Raw genomic sequence first — 18,458 nt, 5'->3', positions numbered from 1 at the left:
CACTCCTGTCTCTCTTCAAGCGCGGTCGGCACGTTACCGGCCATCTTCGAGGAGTATTCATCGAATGGGCACACGTGAATCCAGCATCGACGTCGCACAGTTCATCGACAATCTCACCCACTTTCACTATCGCGAAGTGCTGATGACGGGTGCGACCTTCGTCGCCATCGCCGCGGCGATCGTGCTCTTCCCGGGGGTGGAGAACGTCACGCAGGGAATTCAATCGAACGTCTCGGGGGGTCTGTTCGCCCTGCTCATCGGCGTTGCAATCCTCGGCGGAACGGTCATGGGGATGCTCGGGTTCGGGTTCTCGCTCATCGTCACGCCCGTCCTCGTGAGTGTCATCGACCCGACGCTCGCGGTGGTCGTCCTCGCCGTCCCGCCGCTGATCATCAACGTCTTTCAGATGGGTGACACCGGAACCGGCATCGAGTTCGTCCGCAAGCAGTGGCCGCTGATGATCCTCGCCATCATCGGCACCGTCATCGGCGTGATCTTTCTCACCGAGTTCAGCACCGGCCCGCTCGTGCCGTTTCTCATCGGCCTCATCATTCTCGGCTACGTCGTCTTCCAGATCGTCGAGAACTTCGTCGTCATCGAGGAGGCCCATCATCCCATCGCGCTGGGTGCGATCGGGCTCGTCGAGGGGTTCTTGCTCGCCGCCGCAAACCTCGGGCCCGTGCTGCCGGCGTACTTCCACACCTTCGAGCGCGATGCCGAGAAATACATCGGCGGGCTATCGATGGCGCTCGGCACGATCTTCGCCACCCGCATCGTCCTCATGACCTTTTTCACCGATCTGATGACTCCCTATCGCCTCTGGCTCGGCTCGGTCATCGCCGTCGTCGCCATCGTCGGGCTCCTCCTGGGAACCTACCTCCGACGCATCGAGATCGACGAGCAGAAATTCACGTGGTTCGTCATCGGGCTACTGTTCATCATCTCGCTCAACATCTTCCGGAACACGATCCCGGCGCTGTTCCTCTAAGGCGTGATGTAGACGTAGCCCGCCGCTTCGAGTCGGGCAATCTCGCCCACACCTGACGAAACGAGTTCGACACCGTCGATGAGATCGTTCTCCGTGGTGTCGATGTCCGTGAGCGTATTGCTACATTGTTTGAACACGACACCTCGCTCTTGGAGGTCCTCGACCGCTTCGCGCTCCGGCGAGTCCTCGATGAGAAGTGCGATGCCGCCACCGTTCGAAACGAGCGCCACGTCGTCGGTTGCGATGGTCTCGTCGTCGAGTAGGTTCCCGATGTTGCCCGTGACGCGCGCGTGGAGCTCCGAGTCGTCGTCAGTGTGGTGGAAAACGACGTTCACGCCGGAGAAACGAGCGCCAGTATCCCAAAACCGTCGGGTTCCGGCATGCCATGCACCGTGGCCCTGCGGCGAAAGACCGCGTGGCCTCAGTCCTCGCTGTAGGTCGTGGTACGGCCCCAGCTGGTGGTCTTGCCCCAGAGCCCCGAGCGCATGCATTCGAGCTCGACGATCTGTGAGTTGTCGACGAACAGGTTCACGTTCGGGCCGAAGTTCTTGATGTACCACTCGAACATCTCCGGCCCGGGGGCCTCGAAGACGCAGTTTTCGGCCCCGAGTTGGTTTGCGATCCGATAGGCGACGTCCGTCCGCCACTCGACGACCTCTTCGGTGATCCCCTCGGCCTCGACCATCAGGAGCTCCGCACCGGCGTCGAGATGGCGCTCACCCTCGCGGATGGCCATCTCGGGGTCCTGCTGGCCCTCCTCCAGATCTTCGGGATCGGAGGCACCGCCCGCGCCGAACTGGACGTTGATCTCGGGTTTCGGCTCGACGCCGTCGACCTCCGACACCATCTCCGTCATCGCCACCATGTCGTCGGCGTCGATCGCGAGGAATCCCGAGGAGATCTCCACGATGTCGAAGCCCATCTCGGCGCACTCCTCGACGTACCGATCCACTTTGTCGTTGTCACGGATCAGGACGTTCTCGATGAACCCGCCAGTCGACACCTTGACGTCGAACTCGTGGCAGATGTCGATGAGTTCGCGTACCGCCTCTTCGGGCATCAGCGAGAACGACCCGCCCGAGAACTTGTAGATATCGACGTACCAGCCCATCGTTTCGAGGATGTCCCGTAGCTCGCGGGGGCCCATCGGATCGTAGTACGGCCCGCGCATCTCGGTGATCCCCTTCTCGCGGGGTTTCTCCGGTCGCTCGTTGACGTGCAGGAAGTCGAAGGCCCTGTCGAACGGTCTGTCTGCCATACCCGTTCGTGTTCACAGGCCGGTCACTTAGCTGTTCGTGACTGTTCAGTCGAGCAACGCGGTGAGGTCGGCCACGTCGTGTTCCTCCAGATTCTCGACGGTGTCGATGATCTCCCGTCTGTGATCCTCGTCGTATCGCTCCTCGGTCATCGTGGTGAACTTCTCCTCGACTTGCTCCCACGTCATCGAATTCGTCGGATGGCCGTTGAACGCGTCCTTCTCGATGTGGCGCGTCGAGTCGTCGGCAAGCGCGATGTCGATGACCGCGGGCATCTCGCCGTTCTCGAACCGTTCGGTGAGTTCTTCGTCCTCCTCGACCTCCACCGTCCTGAGCAGTTCCTGCACGTCGTCTTGCTGGATGCGCTCCTCGTCGTAGGCGTCGTTGGTCATCTCGCGGTCGATGAGCGCGGCCGCGAGCATGTATGGGAGGGAGTGGTCGGCCTGGGCCTTCGTTTCGACCTCGTATCTGCTCCCCTCGCCGCCGCCGATGATGAGCTTCGCGCCGTGGAAGGTGTCGAGATGGATCGAGTTCACCTGTTCGGGGTCGATGTCGGCCTCCTCGGCGAGTTCGATGACGCCCTCGACCGCCGACTGGGCGTAGGTCTCGGCGACGTAGCGTTTGGTCATCGTATCGAACACGCGCTCGCAGGACGAGTCGAGATCGACCGAAAAGTCGCCCGAGATGATCTGTTTCCAGCCTTTCTGGCCCTCGAAGAGGTTGACGGGCCCTTCCATCCCGTTTCGCGCGAGCAGCGCCGAATAGACGGCGTTCCGGGCGGCGTTCGCACTTGCGATCCCCTTCCACTCGTTGATTCCGCCTGTCCGGGTGACGCGCAGCGCGTTGTGCGCGGTGCCGGCGATGCCGACCGCGTTGCGGAGCTGCTCGTGATCGAGTCCGAGGATTTTTCCTGTGCCGGCGGCCGCCGAGATCACGGTGTGGGTCACGTGATCGTAGCCACGATCGCGCACGGGTGCGTTCCAGGCGAGCTCGCCCTGTATCTCGTAGCTCGTCCCCACGGCCTCGATGAGCTGAGTACCAGAGGCGTCGGCGTGTTCGCCGCAGGCGATCAGGCTCCCGATGTTGTCGCTCGGGTGTGGCGTCTCGCCCGGTGCGAGAAACGAGTCCATGAAGTCGAGATAGCGCGTGAGGCTGGTGTTGTACGTCGCCGCACCGGTCGGGCTGGCGCGCCCGTCAGTCCCCCAGAGGCGGGCCGCATCGCCGCCGGCGGTCTCTTCGACCGTCTCGCGGACGCTCTCGGTCGCGTCGGCCCCGAGCGCGCCGACCGCGATTCCCACGGAGTCGAGCACGCGCTTTTTGAGCTCTTCGCGTACGTCGTCGGAGAACTCGTCGTAGGCGACGTCGCCAACGAAGTCGGCCAGCTCCTCGGTGGTCGTCATGCTTGTTCTATCACCGATGGGCGCAAAAGCTTTCCCCGGCCACCGACCACGCGAGCGCCGGTGGAATGATGTGCGGCGGGTGCGTCCCGCCGGCATGAACGCTGCCGACCTGCTCGTCGAGAGTCTCGAAGTCGAGGGCGTCGAGTACGTCTTCGGCCTGCCGGGCGAGGAGCTGGAGGAGATCCTCTTCTCGCTGCGCGATTCGACGATCGAGTTCGTTCCCGTCCGCCACGAACAGGGCGCGGCCTTCATGGCCGACGTCCACGGCCGGCTCACGGGCGATGCCGGCGTCTGTCTCAGCACTCTGGGACCAGGTGCGACGAACCTCCTGACCGGTGTCGCCGACGCCCACCTCGACAAGAGCCCGGTCGTCGCCATCACCGGTCAGGGCGGACTCGAACGCCTCCACAAGGAGAGCCACCAGAACCTCGACGTCGTCAACCTGTTCGCGCCGATCACGAAGTGGAACACGCGGATCTCCGATCCGGAGATCGTCAACGAATCGGTGCGCAAGGCGTTCAAACTCGCCGAACACGAGAAACCCGGTGCGACCCATCTCGAATTCCCCGAGGACGTCGCAGCCACCGACACCGACCACCGACCGCTCCCGTCGCGCAATCGGGTGCGCCGACCGAGCCCCGACGGGAAGGCGATCGAGCGCGCCGCGGCGCTGCTCGCCGACGCCGACCGCCCGATCGTGCTGGCGGGCAACGGCGGCATCCGCACTCGATCGTCGGAACGCCTGCGCTCGTTCGTCGCCGAGACCGATATCCCCGTCGTGGCGACCTACATGGGCAAGGGCGCAGTCTCGGACGCCGACGATCATTCACTGTTGACGCTCGATTCCGGTGCGGACGGTCAGGCCGCGAGCGCCATCGATCGAGCGGATGTCGTCCTTGCCGTCGGCTACGACATCGCCGAGCACGATCCCGAGAACTGGAACCCACACCAGGAAAAGCGCATCATCCATCTCGATTTCGAGCCGGCGGAGGTCTACGCCCACTACAACCCACAGGTCGAGGTCGTCGCGGACGTTTCGGCGGGGCTGCGCGCGATCCAGCGAACCGACACGACGATCGAGACCGATACCGACTGGTACGCCGACCTCCGCGAGTCGATCGTCGCGGACGTGACGCGCCGCCCCGACCCCGACGAACACTTCTCGATTCGCCGCACGCTCCCCCTCCTTCGGGATGCGATGGCTGACGAGGACGTCCTCGTCTCGGACACGGGCAACCACAAGATGGCGATCGCCCAGAACTTCCCGACCGACGAGCCGAACACCTGCATCATCTCCAATGGCTTGGCGACAATGGGGATCGCCGTCCCGGGCGCGGTGGCCGCCGACCTCGCCGTCGATTCCAATGTGGTGGCCGCCACCGGCGACGGTGGCTTCCTGATGAACGCCGCCGAGATCGAGACCGCCACTCGACTGGGCTGTGGGTTCACAATCTTGCTGTTCACCGACGACGATTACGGTCTCATCTCGGCAAAGCAGGAGGATCACCGCGGCGAGCATACCGGGACCGCTCTCACGAACCCCGATTTCGTCACCTTCGCGGAGAGCTTCGGCATCGACGCGTACCGTCCGGAGAGCTGGGACGAGCTGGGCGAGACGCTCGAAACCGTCGTTCCGGGCGACGAGATGTCGCTCGTCGAAGTCCCGGTGGAATGACGAACCGGTCGTCGCGCCAGTGCGTCGATTTTCGCTGTTGCTCCCGGCGGATGTCTCGATAGTCGTTGCTGGCTCTCCAACCACCTCTATCCTGACACAAATGAGGACCGCAAGCCACACGCCTCCCCAGCCGATTCGCTCGCTCCCTCCGGTCGCTCACTCATCCCTCGCGCGAGTCGCACCCTCCGGGCGCTCCCGCGCGCCGACCGTACAGCGACGTCGTTCTTCGATGTTTCGTGTGATCGGTTAGGCGCGTGCGGTGGCCCAGATCGCGGCGATGCCGAGCGCGACCGCGGGCGCGAGCGGGAGCACGAGGAAGGTGTCGCGCCACGTCAGCCCGACCGCGGCGAGCAGCCCGCCGGCGTGCGGGAGTGCGAGAATCAGCCCGGGGACGACCAGGAAGGCGACGACGATGATGCCGACGAGCACCCAGCCGCGCCAGTCGAACTCCTGGTCGGCGGCGCGGGCGCGGGCCTCGTCGTACTCGCTGCGCGGACGGTCGTCGTCGAACGCCTCCGGGTCGTGGACGTAGCCGTCGTCGCTCATCGCGGCCCGCCCCGTCGGCCCGGCGTGCCGTGGTACATGCCCGATTCGAGGGTCGGCACGACCAAAAGCATGGGGAGTTTTGTCCCGGGCACTCCGCCCTCCCACATGGCTGATTCACACGACGAGGACGGTTCGGATGGGCATGACCATCACGATCACGGGGACGAGGCGGTCCACGCCCACGAACACGAGTTCGGGCCGGTCGGCATCGCCGTCGTCACGATCTCGACCTCGCGGACGCTCGACGACGATCCGGCTGGTGATGCCATCGCTGCGGCCGTCGAGGAGGACGACAAGGTGCCGACGCGCGAGCTTGTCCCCGACGAGTACGACACGGTCCAGGGGACGGTCGACGCGCTTGCCGGCCGCGAGGACGTCGACTGTATCGTCACCACCGGCGGTACGGGCGTGACGCCCGACGACGTGACGATCGAGGCGGTCCAGCCGTTGTTCTCGAAGGAACTCCCGGGCTTCGGCGAACTGTTCCGCGCGCGCTCGCGCGACGAGATCGGCACGCGCGTCGTCGCCACTCGTGCCACCGGCGGCGTCGTCGACGGCGTCCCCGTCTTCTGCCTGCCCGGTAGCGAGAACGCCGCCCGTCTCGGCGCGGGGATCATCACCGAGGAGGCGGCCCACCTCGCCGGGCTCGCCGGACGCACGACGAACGACGAGGCCGACGGCGATGCCGATGCGGCGGACGAAACGGACGAAGACGACGTGGACGAGTAGCTACGACGGCAGCGGACAGAGACTCGCGGTGAGCACCGCCAGCTCTTCGTCCTCGTTGCGCGCGCCGTGGACCGCGCCGCGCTCGTTCGCGACGATGCCCGGTGCGGTGACGGTTGCTTCCTCGTCGTCACGAGTCACGACGACGCTGCCCTTCAGGACGTGGAAGACGTTGGTCGCCCCCTCGTGTTCGTGCGGTTCGATCTCCGCGTCGGGACCGAGCGCGAACGCCTTCACGAGCACGTCGTCGCTCGCGTGGAGTTCCTCGGTCAGCACCTCGCCCGCCTCGGGGTCGAGATCGGGATATTGGTCGAGCATATCTCGACGACAGGGGCGAACGCCGTAGCTGTTTCGGACAGTGAGCCAATGGAGTAGTGGACGACTAACAGTGAATCATATTGATGCCGCGGAGTTCGTGGAGGTACTATGGAATGGACCATCCTATCGCCTCGTATGGGGTCGAGTATCGATTAGTCGTAGAAGGCGCTTCGTCGTAGCGAATCCACGATATTCGCCTGCGAAAGGTCTTTCACCTGCATCTCTACGAGCTTCTCTGGAAGGTCGTTGTCGCTGCCGTGGCGGTACACGTAGAACTCTTTACCGTTAGTCAGGATGCCCCACTTTGCGGCGAAAACACGCAAGTAGTTGCACAATTGCTGTTCCCCTTTGTCGAGATCTGTACTGAGTTGTTTGGCCTCAACGATCACGTCGGGGGTCTCTGACTCCGGCCCGAAAAGCGCATAGTCTGGACGGAGCGATGTCATCGAGTCCGTGTATTCGAGGCGGACTTCTGTTCCATCGTATTTGTTCCACCCGAGCGCCTCAACGAACGGTGTGATCAACTTGGCTTTTGTTTCCTCCTCACGAGCATCACCGGGAAGAGTGCTGATAGCGGTAGCGGCGAGGTCTATGTAGGTGTCGAGATCTACGATTGACGCCGCCTGATTCTGACTTTCAGCTGACCGTTTGCGTTCGAGAGGTTCAACCGAAATTCCGCCCATATAGTGCCCGAAGACCGCGCTGCCTTGCTCTGTTGATCGCCGGTTCCGTCTGGCGATTCTATCGTTGAGTTCAGGGGAATTGGACGCCCTCTTGCGGTATGGAGCGGTTACGACAACGCGCGAAGAAGTATCGAAAACTTGCCAAAGAACACGTGGAGGATCCAGACGCGCCTGCCGTCGCCGACGAAGACGGCGACGGCGACGGCGAGCACGCTGAGTGGAACAAAATCGCGTTACTGCTTCTGCGCGAAGACATCGGAAAGCCGCTCCGTCATCTCGAAGATTATCTCAACGAGATGCCCGGGATTCTCGACGTGTTCGGGTTGGAGAAGTCGCCGGATCACACGTCGTTCTGCAATTGGGAGAAGGAGATCTCGATGCGGACGCTCCGCAGCCTGCTCCGCAGAACGGCGGAGCAGGCTGGCTTCTCGGGAACTGGAGCAATCGATGCCAGCGGCTTCCAGCGTGGTCAGGCAAGCCATCATTACCGCAAGCGGGCGGATTACTCGTTTCAGGCGATGAAAACCACGGTTCTGGTTGACACGGAGTCGTTGGTGATCAGGGACGTTCATTTCACGACGAAGAAGGCCTACGACGGGCATATCGGGTTGCAGGTCTTCCGGCGGAACGCCGGAGACCTGCGGGAACTCCTCGCGGATAAGATGTACTCGTGGAAAGAGCTTCGAGAGAAGTGTCGGAAAGAAGCCACGCGTCCGGTCATCAAGCACTGTGAGCAATCCCCGTTGCAGAAGGCTCACAACGCCCGGATCGACGATGACCTCTACAATCAGCGGTCAATGAGCGAAACCGTCTTTTCGATGCTGAAGGCAGATGATGGCGAAAATCTCCACACAAGGACGTGGCACGGGCAATTTCGAGAGCTGACTCGGAAGTGCATAATCCATAACCTCTCGCGGGCGGTCGGCTAACGCCGCCGCCCGCTCTTTCTCTGTCAGATGGTCTGAGAGGCATCACCAGCGATACGCCGATCCATCCGCCGATCTTTATCAAATCTGTTAATTCTAACCCAACCGCAAATCTATGTTTTTGCATCGTGTGTCACGTCGAATCATTGGTTAGAGCCGCTAAGAGTTGTATTCAGCTACCCCACCCCTTCGCTGTCTGTCGATCAACAGAGCACGCTGCCTCGATTGCCGTCCTTCTCTTGGTCGAGGTAGAGGACACCATTTGCTCGAATCCTGTCGCCAGCCACGGTCTCGCCTGTGATGTCGTCCTCAAGATGGACTTCAATTTCTTGCGGGAACCTTCCATTGGAATGACTCTCTGGATCGTCGAAGAGCTGAATCGTCTGGGTGTCGACGAACTCCGATTGCTCGAAATTGATGTTGAAGGGGCCCTGGCGCTCGCAGCCTTGACACTTGTGGGGTTCCTGAAAACCGCCGTCTGTCTGTGGAATCCGAGTCAGCGTCCCGCAGCGCTGGCACTCAAAGGCGGCTTCGGTGATCTTCGGGCTAACCTCGGTCGCGTTCTGTACTATCCCCTGAATCGAGAGAAGCTGACCGCGGTGACGCGCGCGAATCTTCCGGATTTCGGTGGTCTCGTGGAGGCCCCTAATTCGGACGTGTGCGCGCCCGAGTCCCACGTCAACTGGCAGGTCGTACAGCCGGAGTGCCTCTTCGGCGTACTCCTGTAGCTGTGCCGGCTGCGAGCGGTAGTCATCAGCGAGATCCGGGTCGAACTGGTAGAGATCGTCCCAGTCGATGAAGAGTGATCGCTGTTCGTTGGGATACTGCCGAGCGAGCTCATCGATCTCGTCAGAGTAGTAGTCGCGATAGAACTCTCCGAAATCGTCGATCAGTCCAGCGTTTTCTGCACGGGTCATAGTCATGTTGGTGAGGTTCTACACTAAATAGATTGCTAGCATTTCAAAACAAGAGGTCAAATTTTTGAATCATAAATTCGCCCGTCGATAAATGACAAATAGACAATCAAAAGGTGCTAAAGATACCTAATGACACAAGGCGGGAGTGTTTTACGCTTTCCGTCCCCCACCCCAGTATGGAGTACGTTACCGTTCAGGACACGGAAATCCCGGCGCTCGGGATCGGCACGTGGCGAATGGAGGGGCCGACCTGCCGGCGTGCCGTGGCGACGGCGCTCGAACTGGGCTATCGCCACGTCGACACCGCCCAGGCCTACGGCAACGAGCGCCAGGTCGGCGCGGCCATCGCCGAATCCGGCGTCGATCGTGACGAACTGTTCCTGACGACGAAGCTCGGCTCGTCGAACCGCGATCACGATTCCGTCGTAGAGTCGACGCGCGCGAGCCTCCGGAAGCTCGAAACCGACTACGTGGACCTGCTGCTCATTCACCAGCCGAACACCGGCACACCGCTCGAAGAGACGATCGGCGCGATGGACGACCTCGTCGATGACGGACTCGTCGACCATATCGGCGTTTCGAACTTCGGCCTCTCGCGCCTCCACGCCGCCCGCGAGCACGCTGACGCGTCGATCCTCACCGACCAGGTGCAGTACCACCCCTTCTGGGATCAGTCGACGCTGGTCGATTACTGCCAGATCAACGATCTCATGCTGACGGCTTACAGCCCGCTGGCTCACGGCGGCGCGGTGAACGACGACCTCCTCGCGGAGATCGGCACGCGCTACGACAAGACCCCCGCACAGGTCGCGCTCCGCTGGCTGGTCCAACAGGACAACGTCTCGACGATCCCGAAATCGACGAGTCCCGCGCATCTCGAAGCCAACCTCCAGGTGTTCGACTTCGAACTCACCGACGAGGAGCTGCGCGCCATCCGGCGACCATCCATCTCGCGCACCGCGTCGAGTTTCCTCCGCGCACGACTGCCGTTCTGAGTTTCCTCCCCTCTCCCTCCCTCTTTTCTTCCGATCACCCCTGATGCTTTCCTCCGTCGCGCTCCTCGTCCCCACATGGCAACCGAGCTCGCCGAGGGCATCCACTGGTTCGAACTGACCGGCGTGAACGCCTATCTCGTCGAAGACGACGTACTCACGCTCGTCGATGCCGGCACGCCGTTCGACGCCCACGCCATCGAAGCCGGCATCGCGGACGCCGGCCACACGGTCGGGGACGTCGAGCGCGTCCTGCTCACGCACTACGATTTCGACCACGCCGGCGCGCTCGCGCGGCTTCCGGATCTCGATGCGACGATCCGTGCCGGCGCGGCCGACGCTGCCGTCCTCACCGGCGAGCGGAAACCACCGTTCTCGAACCACAAGGGGTTGCTCCAGCGCGTTTCGGGACCGTTCGTGCGCACGCCGGACTGTTCGATCGAACCGATCGCCGACGGCGAGCAGGTGGGCTCGTTCACGGCCTATCACACGCCGGGACACACGCCTGGCCACACCGCGTTCGTGAGCGAGGAGCGCTCAGCGGGCTTTCTCGGCGATCTCGTCTTCGAGGATCGCGGTGCGCTCGCGCCCTCTTCGTGGCTCGTGAGCTACGATACCATCGCAGTCGCCACGAGCATCCGATCGCTCGTCGAGCGCGCGCCGGCATTCGATGCGCTCGGCATGGGCCACGGCGTGCCCTTCTGCCGAGGTGGCGACGAGCGCCTCGCCGACCTCGCCGCCAACTGAGGAATTTTACCGATCCAGATGCTAAGGTCTCGCATGACCAACGGTGACGAACTCCCTGATGGCTGGGAGCAACCCGACACCGACGCACAGGCCGGCCAGTACAACCCACAGCAGCCGATCCGCTACGAGCGTGACGGAATCGAGGTTCACATCCAGCCGGCGACGAACACCGCCGACACGGACCAGGACGTCTGGCGGCTCAACGTCGTCGACGAGGACCGCGAGATGACCGAACCGGTTCGCGAGGGGATCGATGGTCGCGACAGCGCGATCGACATCGCCCGCGAGTTCATGGAGACCTACAACGAGCGCTGTGTCGACGGGAACGAGAGCGCCGCGGACGTCATCGCGTCGTTCCGGTGAGCTCCTCGGCGACCGTTTCGGGATCGAACAGCGCGGGGTCGAGCAGCAGGTCGGCCTGACCCTTGGCGAACTCGGGTAACGACTCGCGCGTGTAGACGACGACGTGGAGCTCGCCGGCGCGGTCGACGGCGACCGGGATCGAGGTCGCCTGGCCGACATCGGTGAGCACGTACAGCTCGGCCGCGTCGATACCGGCCTCTTCGAGCGCTGACCCGTTGGCGATACCGTCGATGCGTGTCACGTCGAACCCCTCCGATTTGAGTGCATCGCCGAGTCCTTCGGGGTCGGGGCCGACGAAAACAGCCTTGATCTCACTCATCTCACACCGCCTCGATTGCTCGTTTCATTCTTCGTACCTCTCCAGGTCGCAACGTCCCGTTCATGTCTCCTTCGAGTTGCCAGAACTGTACCGCTTCCGCGTCCGATCCTGCTTTCGGCTCGCTGGTCGTCTCGGCCAGTGAAACGGCATAGCCGACCGTAACGGAGTACACGTTTTCATCTGGAGTTCCTGTTGCCACGTATCGAAAAGCACGAGATCGGACGACGATGCCACGATATTCGTCTCCTCTTCGAGTTCCCGGACCGCCGTCTCTTCGGCTCTTTCGTCGTGCTCCATGACGCCTCCAGGAATCGCCCACGAACCCGCATGGGGCGGTCCCGTTCGCCGAATGAGAAGGACACTTCCCTCGTCGACGACTGCGATTCCGGCTGCAGGTATCGGCTGCTGGAAGATCAGCTGTCCACAGTCCGGACAGTACCGTCTCTGTCGACCTTCGAACTGTTGCGGGTCGAGTGGGGTTCCACAGTCCGGACAGAATCGAGCGGTGCGTATCGTCATGTGGACGGTACGCTACTCGTACTCGATCGTCGCGGGCGGTTTGTGCGTGACGTCGTAGACGACCCGGGAGACGTTCTCCAGGGAGCCGGTGATCCGGCTCTGGAGGCGCTGGAGCGTCGCCCAGTCAAGTTCCTGGGCGCGGGCGGTCATCCCGTCGCGCGACTCCACCGCGCGGACCGAAACGACCCAGCCGTGGACGCGGTTGTCACCTTTCACGCCCGTGGCCTTGCCGATGACCGCCGCGAGCGCCTGCCACGGATCGTACTCCTCCAACTCCTCCTCGACGATGTGCGTCGCCTCGCGTGCCACCTGCAGCTTCTCCTCGGTGACTTCGCCGAGCACTCTGACCGCGAGCCCCGGACCGGGGAACGGCATCCGCTCGGCGACCAGCGCGTCGAGGTCGAGCGCGCGGGCGACCTCGCGGACCTCGTCCTTGTAGAGTTCGCGCACGGGCTCGACGATGCCCGAGAAGTCGACGACCTCGGGCAGTCCGCCGACGTTGTGATGGGATTTGATTCCACCCTCGCTCTCGATGCGATCGGGGTAGATCGTCCCCTGGACGAGATACTCCGCGTCGGCCTCGCGCGCCTCGCGCTCGAACTCGCGGATGAACCGCTCGCCGACGATCGCGCGTTTCTCCTCGGGGTCCGTCACTCCCGAGAGCTCGTCGAGGAACCGCTCGTGGGCGTCGACGATCCGGAGCCCCTCCATGTAGGAGAAGGTCTCCTCGACCTGTTCGGTCTCGCCCTTGCGCATCAGTCCGGTGTCGACGTAGACCGGGGTCAGCTGATCGCCGAGCGCCTCGTAGGCGAGCGCGGCCGCCACCGAGGAGTCGACGCCACCCGAGAGGGCGATGATGGCGTCCGCATCGCCGACCTGCTCGTCGATCTCGGCGATCGCCTCGTCGATGAACTGCTCTACTTCGACCATCAGGCTTCCACCTCGCTGACCGGCCGCTCGCGTTCGTCGATCGCGGCGTCGAGAAAGCCCACGAAGGGTGGGCTCGCTCGCTGGGGTCGCGAGCGGAACTCGGGATGGAACTGCGTGCCGAAGAAGAACGGATGGTCCGGCAGTTCGAGGATCTCCATCCGGTTGTTCGCCCGGCCCGAGAACCGGAGGCCGGCCGACTCCAGCTCCTCGATGTATTCGGGGTTGACCTCGTAGCGGTGGCGGTGGCGTTCGGTACAGTGCTTGCCGTAGAGATCGGCTGCGAGCGTTCCGTCCTGGATGTCGGTTTCGTGCGCGCCGAGGCGCATCGTCCCGCCGAGATCCTCGACGTCGTACTGTTCGGGCAACAGGCCGATGACCGGGTGGGGCGTCTCGGCCTCCATCTCCGTCGAATGTGCGTCGTCGAGCCCGCAGACGTTTCTGGCGTACTCGATGACGGCCATCTGAAAGCCGAGACAGAGCCCGAGGAAGGGGACGTCGTTCTCGCGGGCGTAGCGCGCGGCGGCGATCTTCTCGGTCGTGCCGCGCGTGCCGAACCCGCCCGGCACGACGATGCCGTCGGCCTCGCGAAGGCGCTGTTCGTGAGTGTTCGCCATCTCCTCGGCGTCGACCCAGAGCACCTCGACGTCGGTACTGTGTTCGAGCCCCGCGTGTTTGAGCGCCTCGTGGATCGAGAGGTAGGCGTCTTCAAGCGCGTATTTGCCGACGAGTGCGACGGTGACGGTCCCGGACTGCTCGCGGGTCACGATGTCGCGCCACTGGCTCGCGCGTTCGGCTTTCGGCCGGGCGTCGTCGGCGAGCCCTAACCTGTCCATCACGTACTCGTCGAGCCCCTCCTCCTCGACCACCAGCGGCACGTGGTAGATGTCCTCGACGTCGGGATTCGAGAACACCGCGTCGGTCGGCACGTCGCAGAACAGCGCGATCTTCTCCTTCGTGTCGGCGTCGAGTTCGTCCTCACAGCGCCCGACGAGGACGTCCGGCTGGAGTCCGATCGAACGGAGTTCCTTCACGCTGTGCTGGGTGGGTTTGGTCTTCTGCTCGCCGTTTTTCGAGTACGGAACGAGGGTGACGTGGGTGAGCAGAACGTCCTCATCGCGTTCTTCGTGGGCGAACTGCCGGATGGCCTCGTAGTACGGGCCGCCCTCGATGTCGCCGACCGTGCCGCCGACCTCGATGAGACAGACGTCGTGGCCCGCCGCGGCGTCCCGAATCCGGCGCTTGATGTCGTCGGTGATGTGCGGGATGATCTGGACCGTCTTCCCGAGATAGTCGCCGGCGCGCTCCTTCTCGATGACGTTCTTGTAGAGCTTGCCGGTCGTGATATTCTGATCGAACGTCATGTCCGCGTCGAGGAACCGTTCGTAGTTGCCGAGATCGAGGTCGACCTCGCCGCCGTCCTTGAGCACGTAGACCTCGCCGTGCTGGTAGGGGTTCATCGTCCCGGCATCGACGTTGAGATAGGGGTCGATCTTTACTGCCGTCACGTCGAATCCGGCGTTTTCGAGCAATCGACCCGTACTCGCGGCCGTGATCCCCTTTCCGAGGCCGCTCATTACACCACCTGTGACGAAAACGAACTTCGGTCCCGAGGCGGGACCCGAATCGGTCGGCATAGCAACGGTGAGCAACCGGTAGGGAAAGACGTTTCGGAGCTACCAACGCGTACCGATCATCTCATCGTTTCCATTCGTCTTCTCCTAGTCCGGCCTTCTTTGTCTATTGCTATGATTCATCATTCCGTTAGATATAAAACATCCGCCACAAAGAGGGTATAAAAAATATACAGGACGAAACTGGATTTCGTTATTCATTGTTCTGACAGAATGCCTGATCGACTTGAGAAACTCTGTTTTTCTCAGAAAATCATTTGTGTCTCGGCGTCGTAGAGTACACGATGACCGAGCAAGAGGGGTGGGACGACGTCAACGAGCACGTCCGCGAGCAGTGGACCGACGAGACGACGCCGTTCGAGCGGGTGTACGAGGTCGTCGAGACCACCCGCGAGGGCGCGTCGGCAGCGACCATCGCCGAGCGCGCGCTCGTGAGCGAACCCACTGCGCGGCGTCACTGCAAAGCGCTCGTGAACACGGGCTTCGCAGCGACTGACCAGAACGGCCGGACGACTCGCTACAAGCGCGACGAGGATCAGGTGCTGCTGAGTCGGATCCACGATCTCCGCGAGCGGGCCGATCGCGAGGAGCTGCTCGACGGGATCGAACGGATGAAGACGACGATCCACGAGTACGAGGACGCCCACGACACGATCTCTCCGGAGGAACTCGCTCGCCAGCTCTCGGGCGCGGATACCGAGGGTTGGGCGGACGTCACGTCGTGGAAGACCACCCGCCGGAACCTCGCCGTCGCCCAGGCGGCGCTCGCCTACGACGAGGCCAGCGAGCAGCTCACCGCATGACTGAGTCGGACCGGACTGGCGAGTTCGGCGCGATCTCCCTTCCGGCGCTCAGACGGATCCGCAATCTCTGGGTGGAGCTGGAACCGCTGGTGACCGACACCGGCTACGACGACCCGATCGACCCCACCGAACTCTCCATCGAACTCGCCGATGGTTTCGACGATGCCGACACCGCAAGGTTCGATATCCAGTGGAGCGAACTCGACAACTACTCGTTCCATTACGTCGACAGCGACGGCGTGAACTGGCGGTTCGATCGCCATCCCAACACCCACTCCCCCGAAGCACACTTTCACCCTCCGCCGGACTCTTCGGAGTCCGGCGAGGATCGCCTCGATTCACTCGGCTCACCACTGAAGGCCCCGACCGCTGCCGCCGAACCCTCCTGCATCCGCGTCGAGGAAGTGTCGCTCGTGACTCGTGCAGTCATCGTGATGTGGCGTGCGGCCTACGAGAGCGGCGAGTACGAGCGACTCAACAGCTCGTCGAACCCGACGTGACCACTGCGGACGGGTCTGGTCGCCGCGAGACTGCCGACGAGTCATCGAGTATTCCGTGCGTCACCACTGTCCGTCGAAGAACGTCGCGACCCGCTCGGCCACCGTCTCTGACTGGCCGACGAAGAAGTGATCGGCTGGTAGTTCGATCACCCCGATCCCGTTCTCGCGGGCGCGCTCGACGACTGGTTCCCAATCGGCAGTCGAATCGCGTTCGGCGGCGAGAACTCTCGCAGGGCTCCCGATTTCGTCGAGTGCGGCCACCGCGTCTGCATCCGCGGCCATCGCCTCGCCGCTGTCGGGTGCGAGCGCACACACCGCCCACACCTCGCTGTCGGCGGCCGCACACAGCGCCATCGTCGCGCCGAAACTGAACCCGAACAGTCCCACCCGGGCGAACCGCCCGTGCGCCCAGCGGATGGCGTTTTTCACGTCTTCCTGTTCGGCCCGACCTTCGTCCCACGCGCCGTAGTCGAAGCGAACGCAGGCGATTCCCCGCTCGCCGAGTGCGTCGCTCACGGCTGTGAGTCGCCGATCCGAACGCGTGCCGCCCTGCTGGGGATGTGGCGGGCAGGCGACGACGATCGTCTCCGGCTCGCGTGGCTCGTCCGGTTCGTCGAGCGTGCCACGGACGTCCCGGCCACCGGGTAGTACGACGTCCATCGCTCGCCGTTGCGGTGGTAGGTGTTTTAAGATAGCGGCCCACTAGGAGCCGTCATGGGAATCCTCTCGCGCGCGTCGTACGTCATCCGGTCGCGGTTGAACGCCATCCTCGGGAATGCCGAGGACCCGAGCGAACAGCTCGACTACTCCTACGAGCAGCTCCGTGACCAGCTCCAGGACGTCAAAAGCGGCATCGCCGATCTCACGACCCAGAAGAAGCGCCTCGAAATCCAGAAGCGCCGACTCGAAGAGAACGTCGAGAAACACAACGAACAGGCCCGTGAGGCGGTCCGACAGGACCGTGATGACCTCGCCCGTCAGGCTCTGGAGAAGAAAAAGCAGAAGATGACACAGATGGAGGATCTGGAGGGCCAGATCGCCGATCTCCAGGACACGCAGGACCAGCTCGTCGAGAAGAAAAACACCCTGCAGAGCCGGATCGAGGAGTTCCGCACCCAGAAGGAGACGATGAAGGCACGCTACGAGGCCGCCGAAGCGAGCACCCGCGTCTCGGAGGCGATGACGGGTGCGGGCGACGAGATGGAGGACGTCGGCCGCTCGATCGAACGCGCCAACGAGCGTACCGAGGACATGGAGGCGCGCGCCGAGGCGATGGACGAACTCGAACAGTCGGGGGCCTTCGAGGACGCGCTCTCGGACAAGGACAGCATCGACCGCGAACTCGACTCGCTCAGCACCGATAGCGAGGTCGACGCCGAGCTCGAAACCCTCCAGGCCGAGATGGGCGAGGGGTCGGCCAGCGACGAGTCGGCGAGCGATACCGCGAGCGAGACAACCGACGAGAGCGCCGACGCCGAGACGAGCGAGGCGAGCGCCGCCGACGGCGGGGCCGACACCGGCGAGAACGGGACGGACCCGGCGGTCGAGGCCGAACTCGAAGAGCTACAGAACGAGTCCGACAGCTGAGCTACGCGATGTTTTCTCCCTGGTAATCGCCGTCGTAGGTTCCATCGTGATCGGCGTCGGCGAGCACGAACTGCGCGATCCGTGCGCCGCGCTCGATCTCGATCTCGTGGTGGACTTCGAGGAGTCCTTCGCCACGACCCTCGTAGCCCGCGTCCCAGACGGCCGTATGGAGCATACACGAGTTGCGCATCAGCGACGAGCGCGGATAGATGAACCCCACGTGGTCGTCGGGCACCCGGATCGTCTCGGCGTAGCGAGCGACGTAGCCACCCGGTGCGAGCGAGTAGCTGTTCGTGTCGTCCGTGTCGAGCTCCCGGCGTTCGCCGACCGTCTTGCCCTCGACGCCGATACGCCCGGCGTTCTGTTGTTCGAACACGGCATCGAGGGTGAGATCGACGCCGTTGGGCTGGATCTGTTCGTCCGTGACGGGCGCGAGCTGTGCGGCGACGAACGCCCCGCTCTCGTACATACCTGCGCTTTTCGGTCGCGAGTAAAGGCATATCGAAGCAGTTCGTGTCGATCTCTCGAAATGGACGAACGGACGTGATACGTGGATTGAGTCTCAGGAGCCGACTCCACCACCGCCGCGAATCCCGATACAAATGAGAACCCGCTACCGCACCGCCACCGCC

The 18,458-nt window shown here is 63.3% G+C and carries 22 protein-coding genes and 1 pseudogene; 10 read left to right on the top strand and 13 right to left on the bottom strand.

Annotation, left to right across the window (positions count from 1 at the left end; all coding sequences use genetic code 11):
- Positions 1-64 precede the first annotated feature (64 nt).
- Positions 65-988, top strand: coding sequence for a sulfite exporter TauE/SafE family protein (locus MUK72_RS00915; RefSeq protein WP_244702842.1), 924 nt, complete (start codon positions 65-67; stop codon positions 986-988).
- On the opposite strand, the gene MUK72_RS00910 is transcribed toward MUK72_RS00915, so the two are convergent.
- The 3 genes from MUK72_RS00910 to MUK72_RS00900 form a co-directional block, all read right to left on the bottom strand.
- The gene (locus MUK72_RS00910) at positions 985-1,323 is read right to left on the bottom strand and encodes a DsrE family protein (RefSeq protein WP_244702839.1); all 339 of its coding nucleotides are present in this window, start codon (positions 1,321-1,323) and stop codon (positions 985-987) included. The two genes, MUK72_RS00915 and MUK72_RS00910, sit on opposite strands and share 4 nt — an antisense overlap.
- Positions 1,324-1,409: 86 nt before the next feature.
- Positions 1,410-2,246 (bottom strand): phosphosulfolactate synthase, encoded by an 837-nt coding sequence (locus MUK72_RS00905; RefSeq protein ID WP_244702830.1) that lies wholly within the window; start codon positions 2,244-2,246, stop codon positions 1,410-1,412.
- A gap of 45 nt (positions 2,247-2,291) precedes the next feature.
- Positions 2,292-3,644 carry an MmgE/PrpD family protein gene (locus MUK72_RS00900; protein ID WP_244702828.1) on the bottom strand — a complete coding sequence of 451 codons (1,353 nt, stop codon included), beginning with the start codon at positions 3,642-3,644 and terminating at the stop codon, positions 2,292-2,294.
- 94 nt (positions 3,645-3,738) lie between these two features.
- On the opposite strand from MUK72_RS00900, the gene MUK72_RS00895 reads away from it, so the two are divergent.
- On the top strand, positions 3,739-5,319 hold the full coding sequence (locus MUK72_RS00895) for an acetolactate synthase large subunit (protein WP_244702826.1): 1,581 nt from the start codon (positions 3,739-3,741) through the stop codon (positions 5,317-5,319).
- Positions 5,320-5,565: 246 nt separating this feature from the next.
- On the opposite strand, the gene MUK72_RS00890 is transcribed toward MUK72_RS00895, so the two are convergent.
- Positions 5,566-5,865, bottom strand: a complete 300-nt coding sequence (locus MUK72_RS00890; RefSeq protein ID WP_244702824.1) for a DUF7977 family protein — start codon at positions 5,863-5,865, stop codon at positions 5,566-5,568.
- 105 nt (positions 5,866-5,970) lie between these two features.
- On the opposite strand from MUK72_RS00890, the gene MUK72_RS00885 reads away from it, so the two are divergent.
- Positions 5,971-6,594 carry a MogA/MoaB family molybdenum cofactor biosynthesis protein gene (locus MUK72_RS00885; RefSeq protein ID WP_244702822.1) on the top strand — a complete coding sequence of 208 codons (624 nt, stop codon included), beginning with the start codon at positions 5,971-5,973 and terminating at the stop codon, positions 6,592-6,594.
- Here MUK72_RS00885 and MUK72_RS00880 read toward each other — a convergent pair whose 3' ends face one another.
- Together MUK72_RS00880 and MUK72_RS00875 are read right to left on the bottom strand one after the other, a co-directional pair.
- On the bottom strand, positions 6,595-6,909 hold the full coding sequence (locus MUK72_RS00880; RefSeq protein WP_244702820.1) for a cupin domain-containing protein: 315 nt from the start codon (positions 6,907-6,909) through the stop codon (positions 6,595-6,597). It abuts the gene before it with no gap.
- A 152-nt stretch (positions 6,910-7,061) separates the two neighbouring features.
- Positions 7,062-7,592, bottom strand: a complete 531-nt coding sequence (locus tag MUK72_RS00875; RefSeq protein ID WP_244702818.1) for a type I restriction enzyme HsdR N-terminal domain-containing protein — start codon at positions 7,590-7,592, stop codon at positions 7,062-7,064.
- A 98-nt stretch (positions 7,593-7,690) separates the two neighbouring features.
- Here MUK72_RS00875 and MUK72_RS00870 point away from each other — a divergent pair, with 98 nt between their 5' ends.
- On the top strand, positions 7,691-8,521 hold the full coding sequence (locus tag MUK72_RS00870; protein ID WP_244699519.1) for an IS5 family transposase: 831 nt from the start codon (positions 7,691-7,693) through the stop codon (positions 8,519-8,521).
- Positions 8,522-8,733: 212 nt separating this feature from the next.
- Here MUK72_RS00870 and MUK72_RS00865 read toward each other — a convergent pair.
- A pseudogene (locus MUK72_RS00865) lies at positions 8,734-9,435 on the bottom strand (LAGLIDADG family homing endonuclease); the annotation flags it as partial.
- A gap of 176 nt (positions 9,436-9,611) precedes the next feature.
- Between MUK72_RS00865 and MUK72_RS00860 the strand changes: the two are divergent.
- The 3 genes from MUK72_RS00860 (at position 9,612) to MUK72_RS00850 (ending at position 11,537) form a co-directional block, all read left to right on the top strand.
- Positions 9,612-10,430 carry an aldo/keto reductase gene (locus MUK72_RS00860; protein WP_244702783.1) on the top strand — a complete coding sequence of 273 codons (819 nt, stop codon included), beginning with the start codon at positions 9,612-9,614 and terminating at the stop codon, positions 10,428-10,430.
- Between the two features lie 75 nt (positions 10,431-10,505).
- Positions 10,506-11,174 carry an MBL fold metallo-hydrolase gene (locus tag MUK72_RS00855; protein ID WP_244702781.1) on the top strand — a complete coding sequence of 223 codons (669 nt, stop codon included), beginning with the start codon at positions 10,506-10,508 and terminating at the stop codon, positions 11,172-11,174.
- 33 nt (positions 11,175-11,207) lie between these two features.
- A complete protein-coding gene (locus MUK72_RS00850) occupies positions 11,208-11,537 on the top strand; it encodes a hypothetical protein (RefSeq protein WP_244702779.1) in 330 nt (109 codons plus the stop codon).
- On the opposite strand, the gene MUK72_RS00845 is transcribed toward MUK72_RS00850, so the two are convergent.
- The 4 genes from MUK72_RS00845 to MUK72_RS00835 are packed head-to-tail and all read right to left on the bottom strand — an operon-like array spanning position 11,518 to position 14,939.
- Positions 11,518-11,856 (bottom strand): DUF7126 family protein, encoded by a 339-nt coding sequence (locus tag MUK72_RS00845; RefSeq protein WP_244702777.1) that lies wholly within the window; start codon positions 11,854-11,856, stop codon positions 11,518-11,520. The genes MUK72_RS00850 and MUK72_RS00845 overlap by 20 nt on opposite strands.
- Before the next feature lie 60 nt (positions 11,857-11,916).
- Positions 11,917-12,375: an NUDIX domain-containing protein gene (locus MUK72_RS20395; protein ID WP_425311074.1), complete on the bottom strand. Its 459-nt coding sequence runs from the start codon at positions 12,373-12,375 to the stop codon at positions 11,917-11,919.
- Between the two features lie 12 nt (positions 12,376-12,387).
- Positions 12,388-13,305: a glutamine-hydrolyzing GMP synthase gene (gene guaA, locus MUK72_RS00840; protein ID WP_244702775.1), complete on the bottom strand. Its 918-nt coding sequence runs from the start codon at positions 13,303-13,305 to the stop codon at positions 12,388-12,390.
- Positions 13,305-14,939, bottom strand: a complete 1,635-nt coding sequence (locus MUK72_RS00835) for a CTP synthase (RefSeq protein WP_244702773.1) — start codon at positions 14,937-14,939, stop codon at positions 13,305-13,307. The genes guaA and MUK72_RS00835 overlap by 1 nt, the downstream gene beginning before the upstream one ends.
- Before the next feature lie 281 nt (positions 14,940-15,220).
- Here MUK72_RS00835 and MUK72_RS00830 point away from each other — a divergent pair, with 281 nt between their 5' ends.
- Together MUK72_RS00830 and MUK72_RS00825 are read left to right on the top strand one after the other, a co-directional pair.
- Entirely contained in the window at positions 15,221-15,739 is a 519-nt protein-coding gene (locus MUK72_RS00830) for a winged helix-turn-helix domain-containing protein (protein WP_244702771.1), read from the top strand.
- Positions 15,736-16,239, top strand: coding sequence for a toxin-antitoxin system TumE family protein (locus MUK72_RS00825; protein ID WP_244702769.1), 504 nt, complete (start codon positions 15,736-15,738; stop codon positions 16,237-16,239). Before MUK72_RS00830 ends, MUK72_RS00825 begins: the two co-directional genes overlap by 4 nt.
- A 60-nt stretch (positions 16,240-16,299) precedes the next feature.
- Here the strand turns inward: MUK72_RS00825 and MUK72_RS00820 are convergent, their stop codons facing one another.
- The gene (locus MUK72_RS00820) at positions 16,300-16,899 is read right to left on the bottom strand and encodes an alpha/beta hydrolase (protein WP_244702767.1); all 600 of its coding nucleotides are present in this window, start codon (positions 16,897-16,899) and stop codon (positions 16,300-16,302) included.
- 54 nt (positions 16,900-16,953) lie between these two features.
- Between MUK72_RS00820 and MUK72_RS00815 the strand changes: the two genes are divergently transcribed.
- A complete protein-coding gene (locus MUK72_RS00815) occupies positions 16,954-17,826 on the top strand; it encodes a PspA/IM30 family protein (protein ID WP_244702765.1) in 873 nt (290 codons plus the stop codon).
- Between the two features lies 1 nt (position 17,827).
- Here MUK72_RS00815 and MUK72_RS00810 read toward each other — a convergent pair whose 3' ends face one another.
- Positions 17,828-18,295: a deoxyuridine 5'-triphosphate nucleotidohydrolase gene (locus MUK72_RS00810; protein WP_244702763.1), complete on the bottom strand. Its 468-nt coding sequence runs from the start codon at positions 18,293-18,295 to the stop codon at positions 17,828-17,830.
- Positions 18,296-18,458: the final 163 nt, after the last annotated feature.

The sequence above is a fragment of the Halococcus dombrowskii genome (assembly GCF_022870485.1).
Taxonomy (GTDB): domain Archaea; phylum Halobacteriota; class Halobacteria; order Halobacteriales; family Halococcaceae; genus Halococcus; species Halococcus morrhuae.
This window is presented reverse-complemented; position numbering and strand designations above follow the sequence as displayed.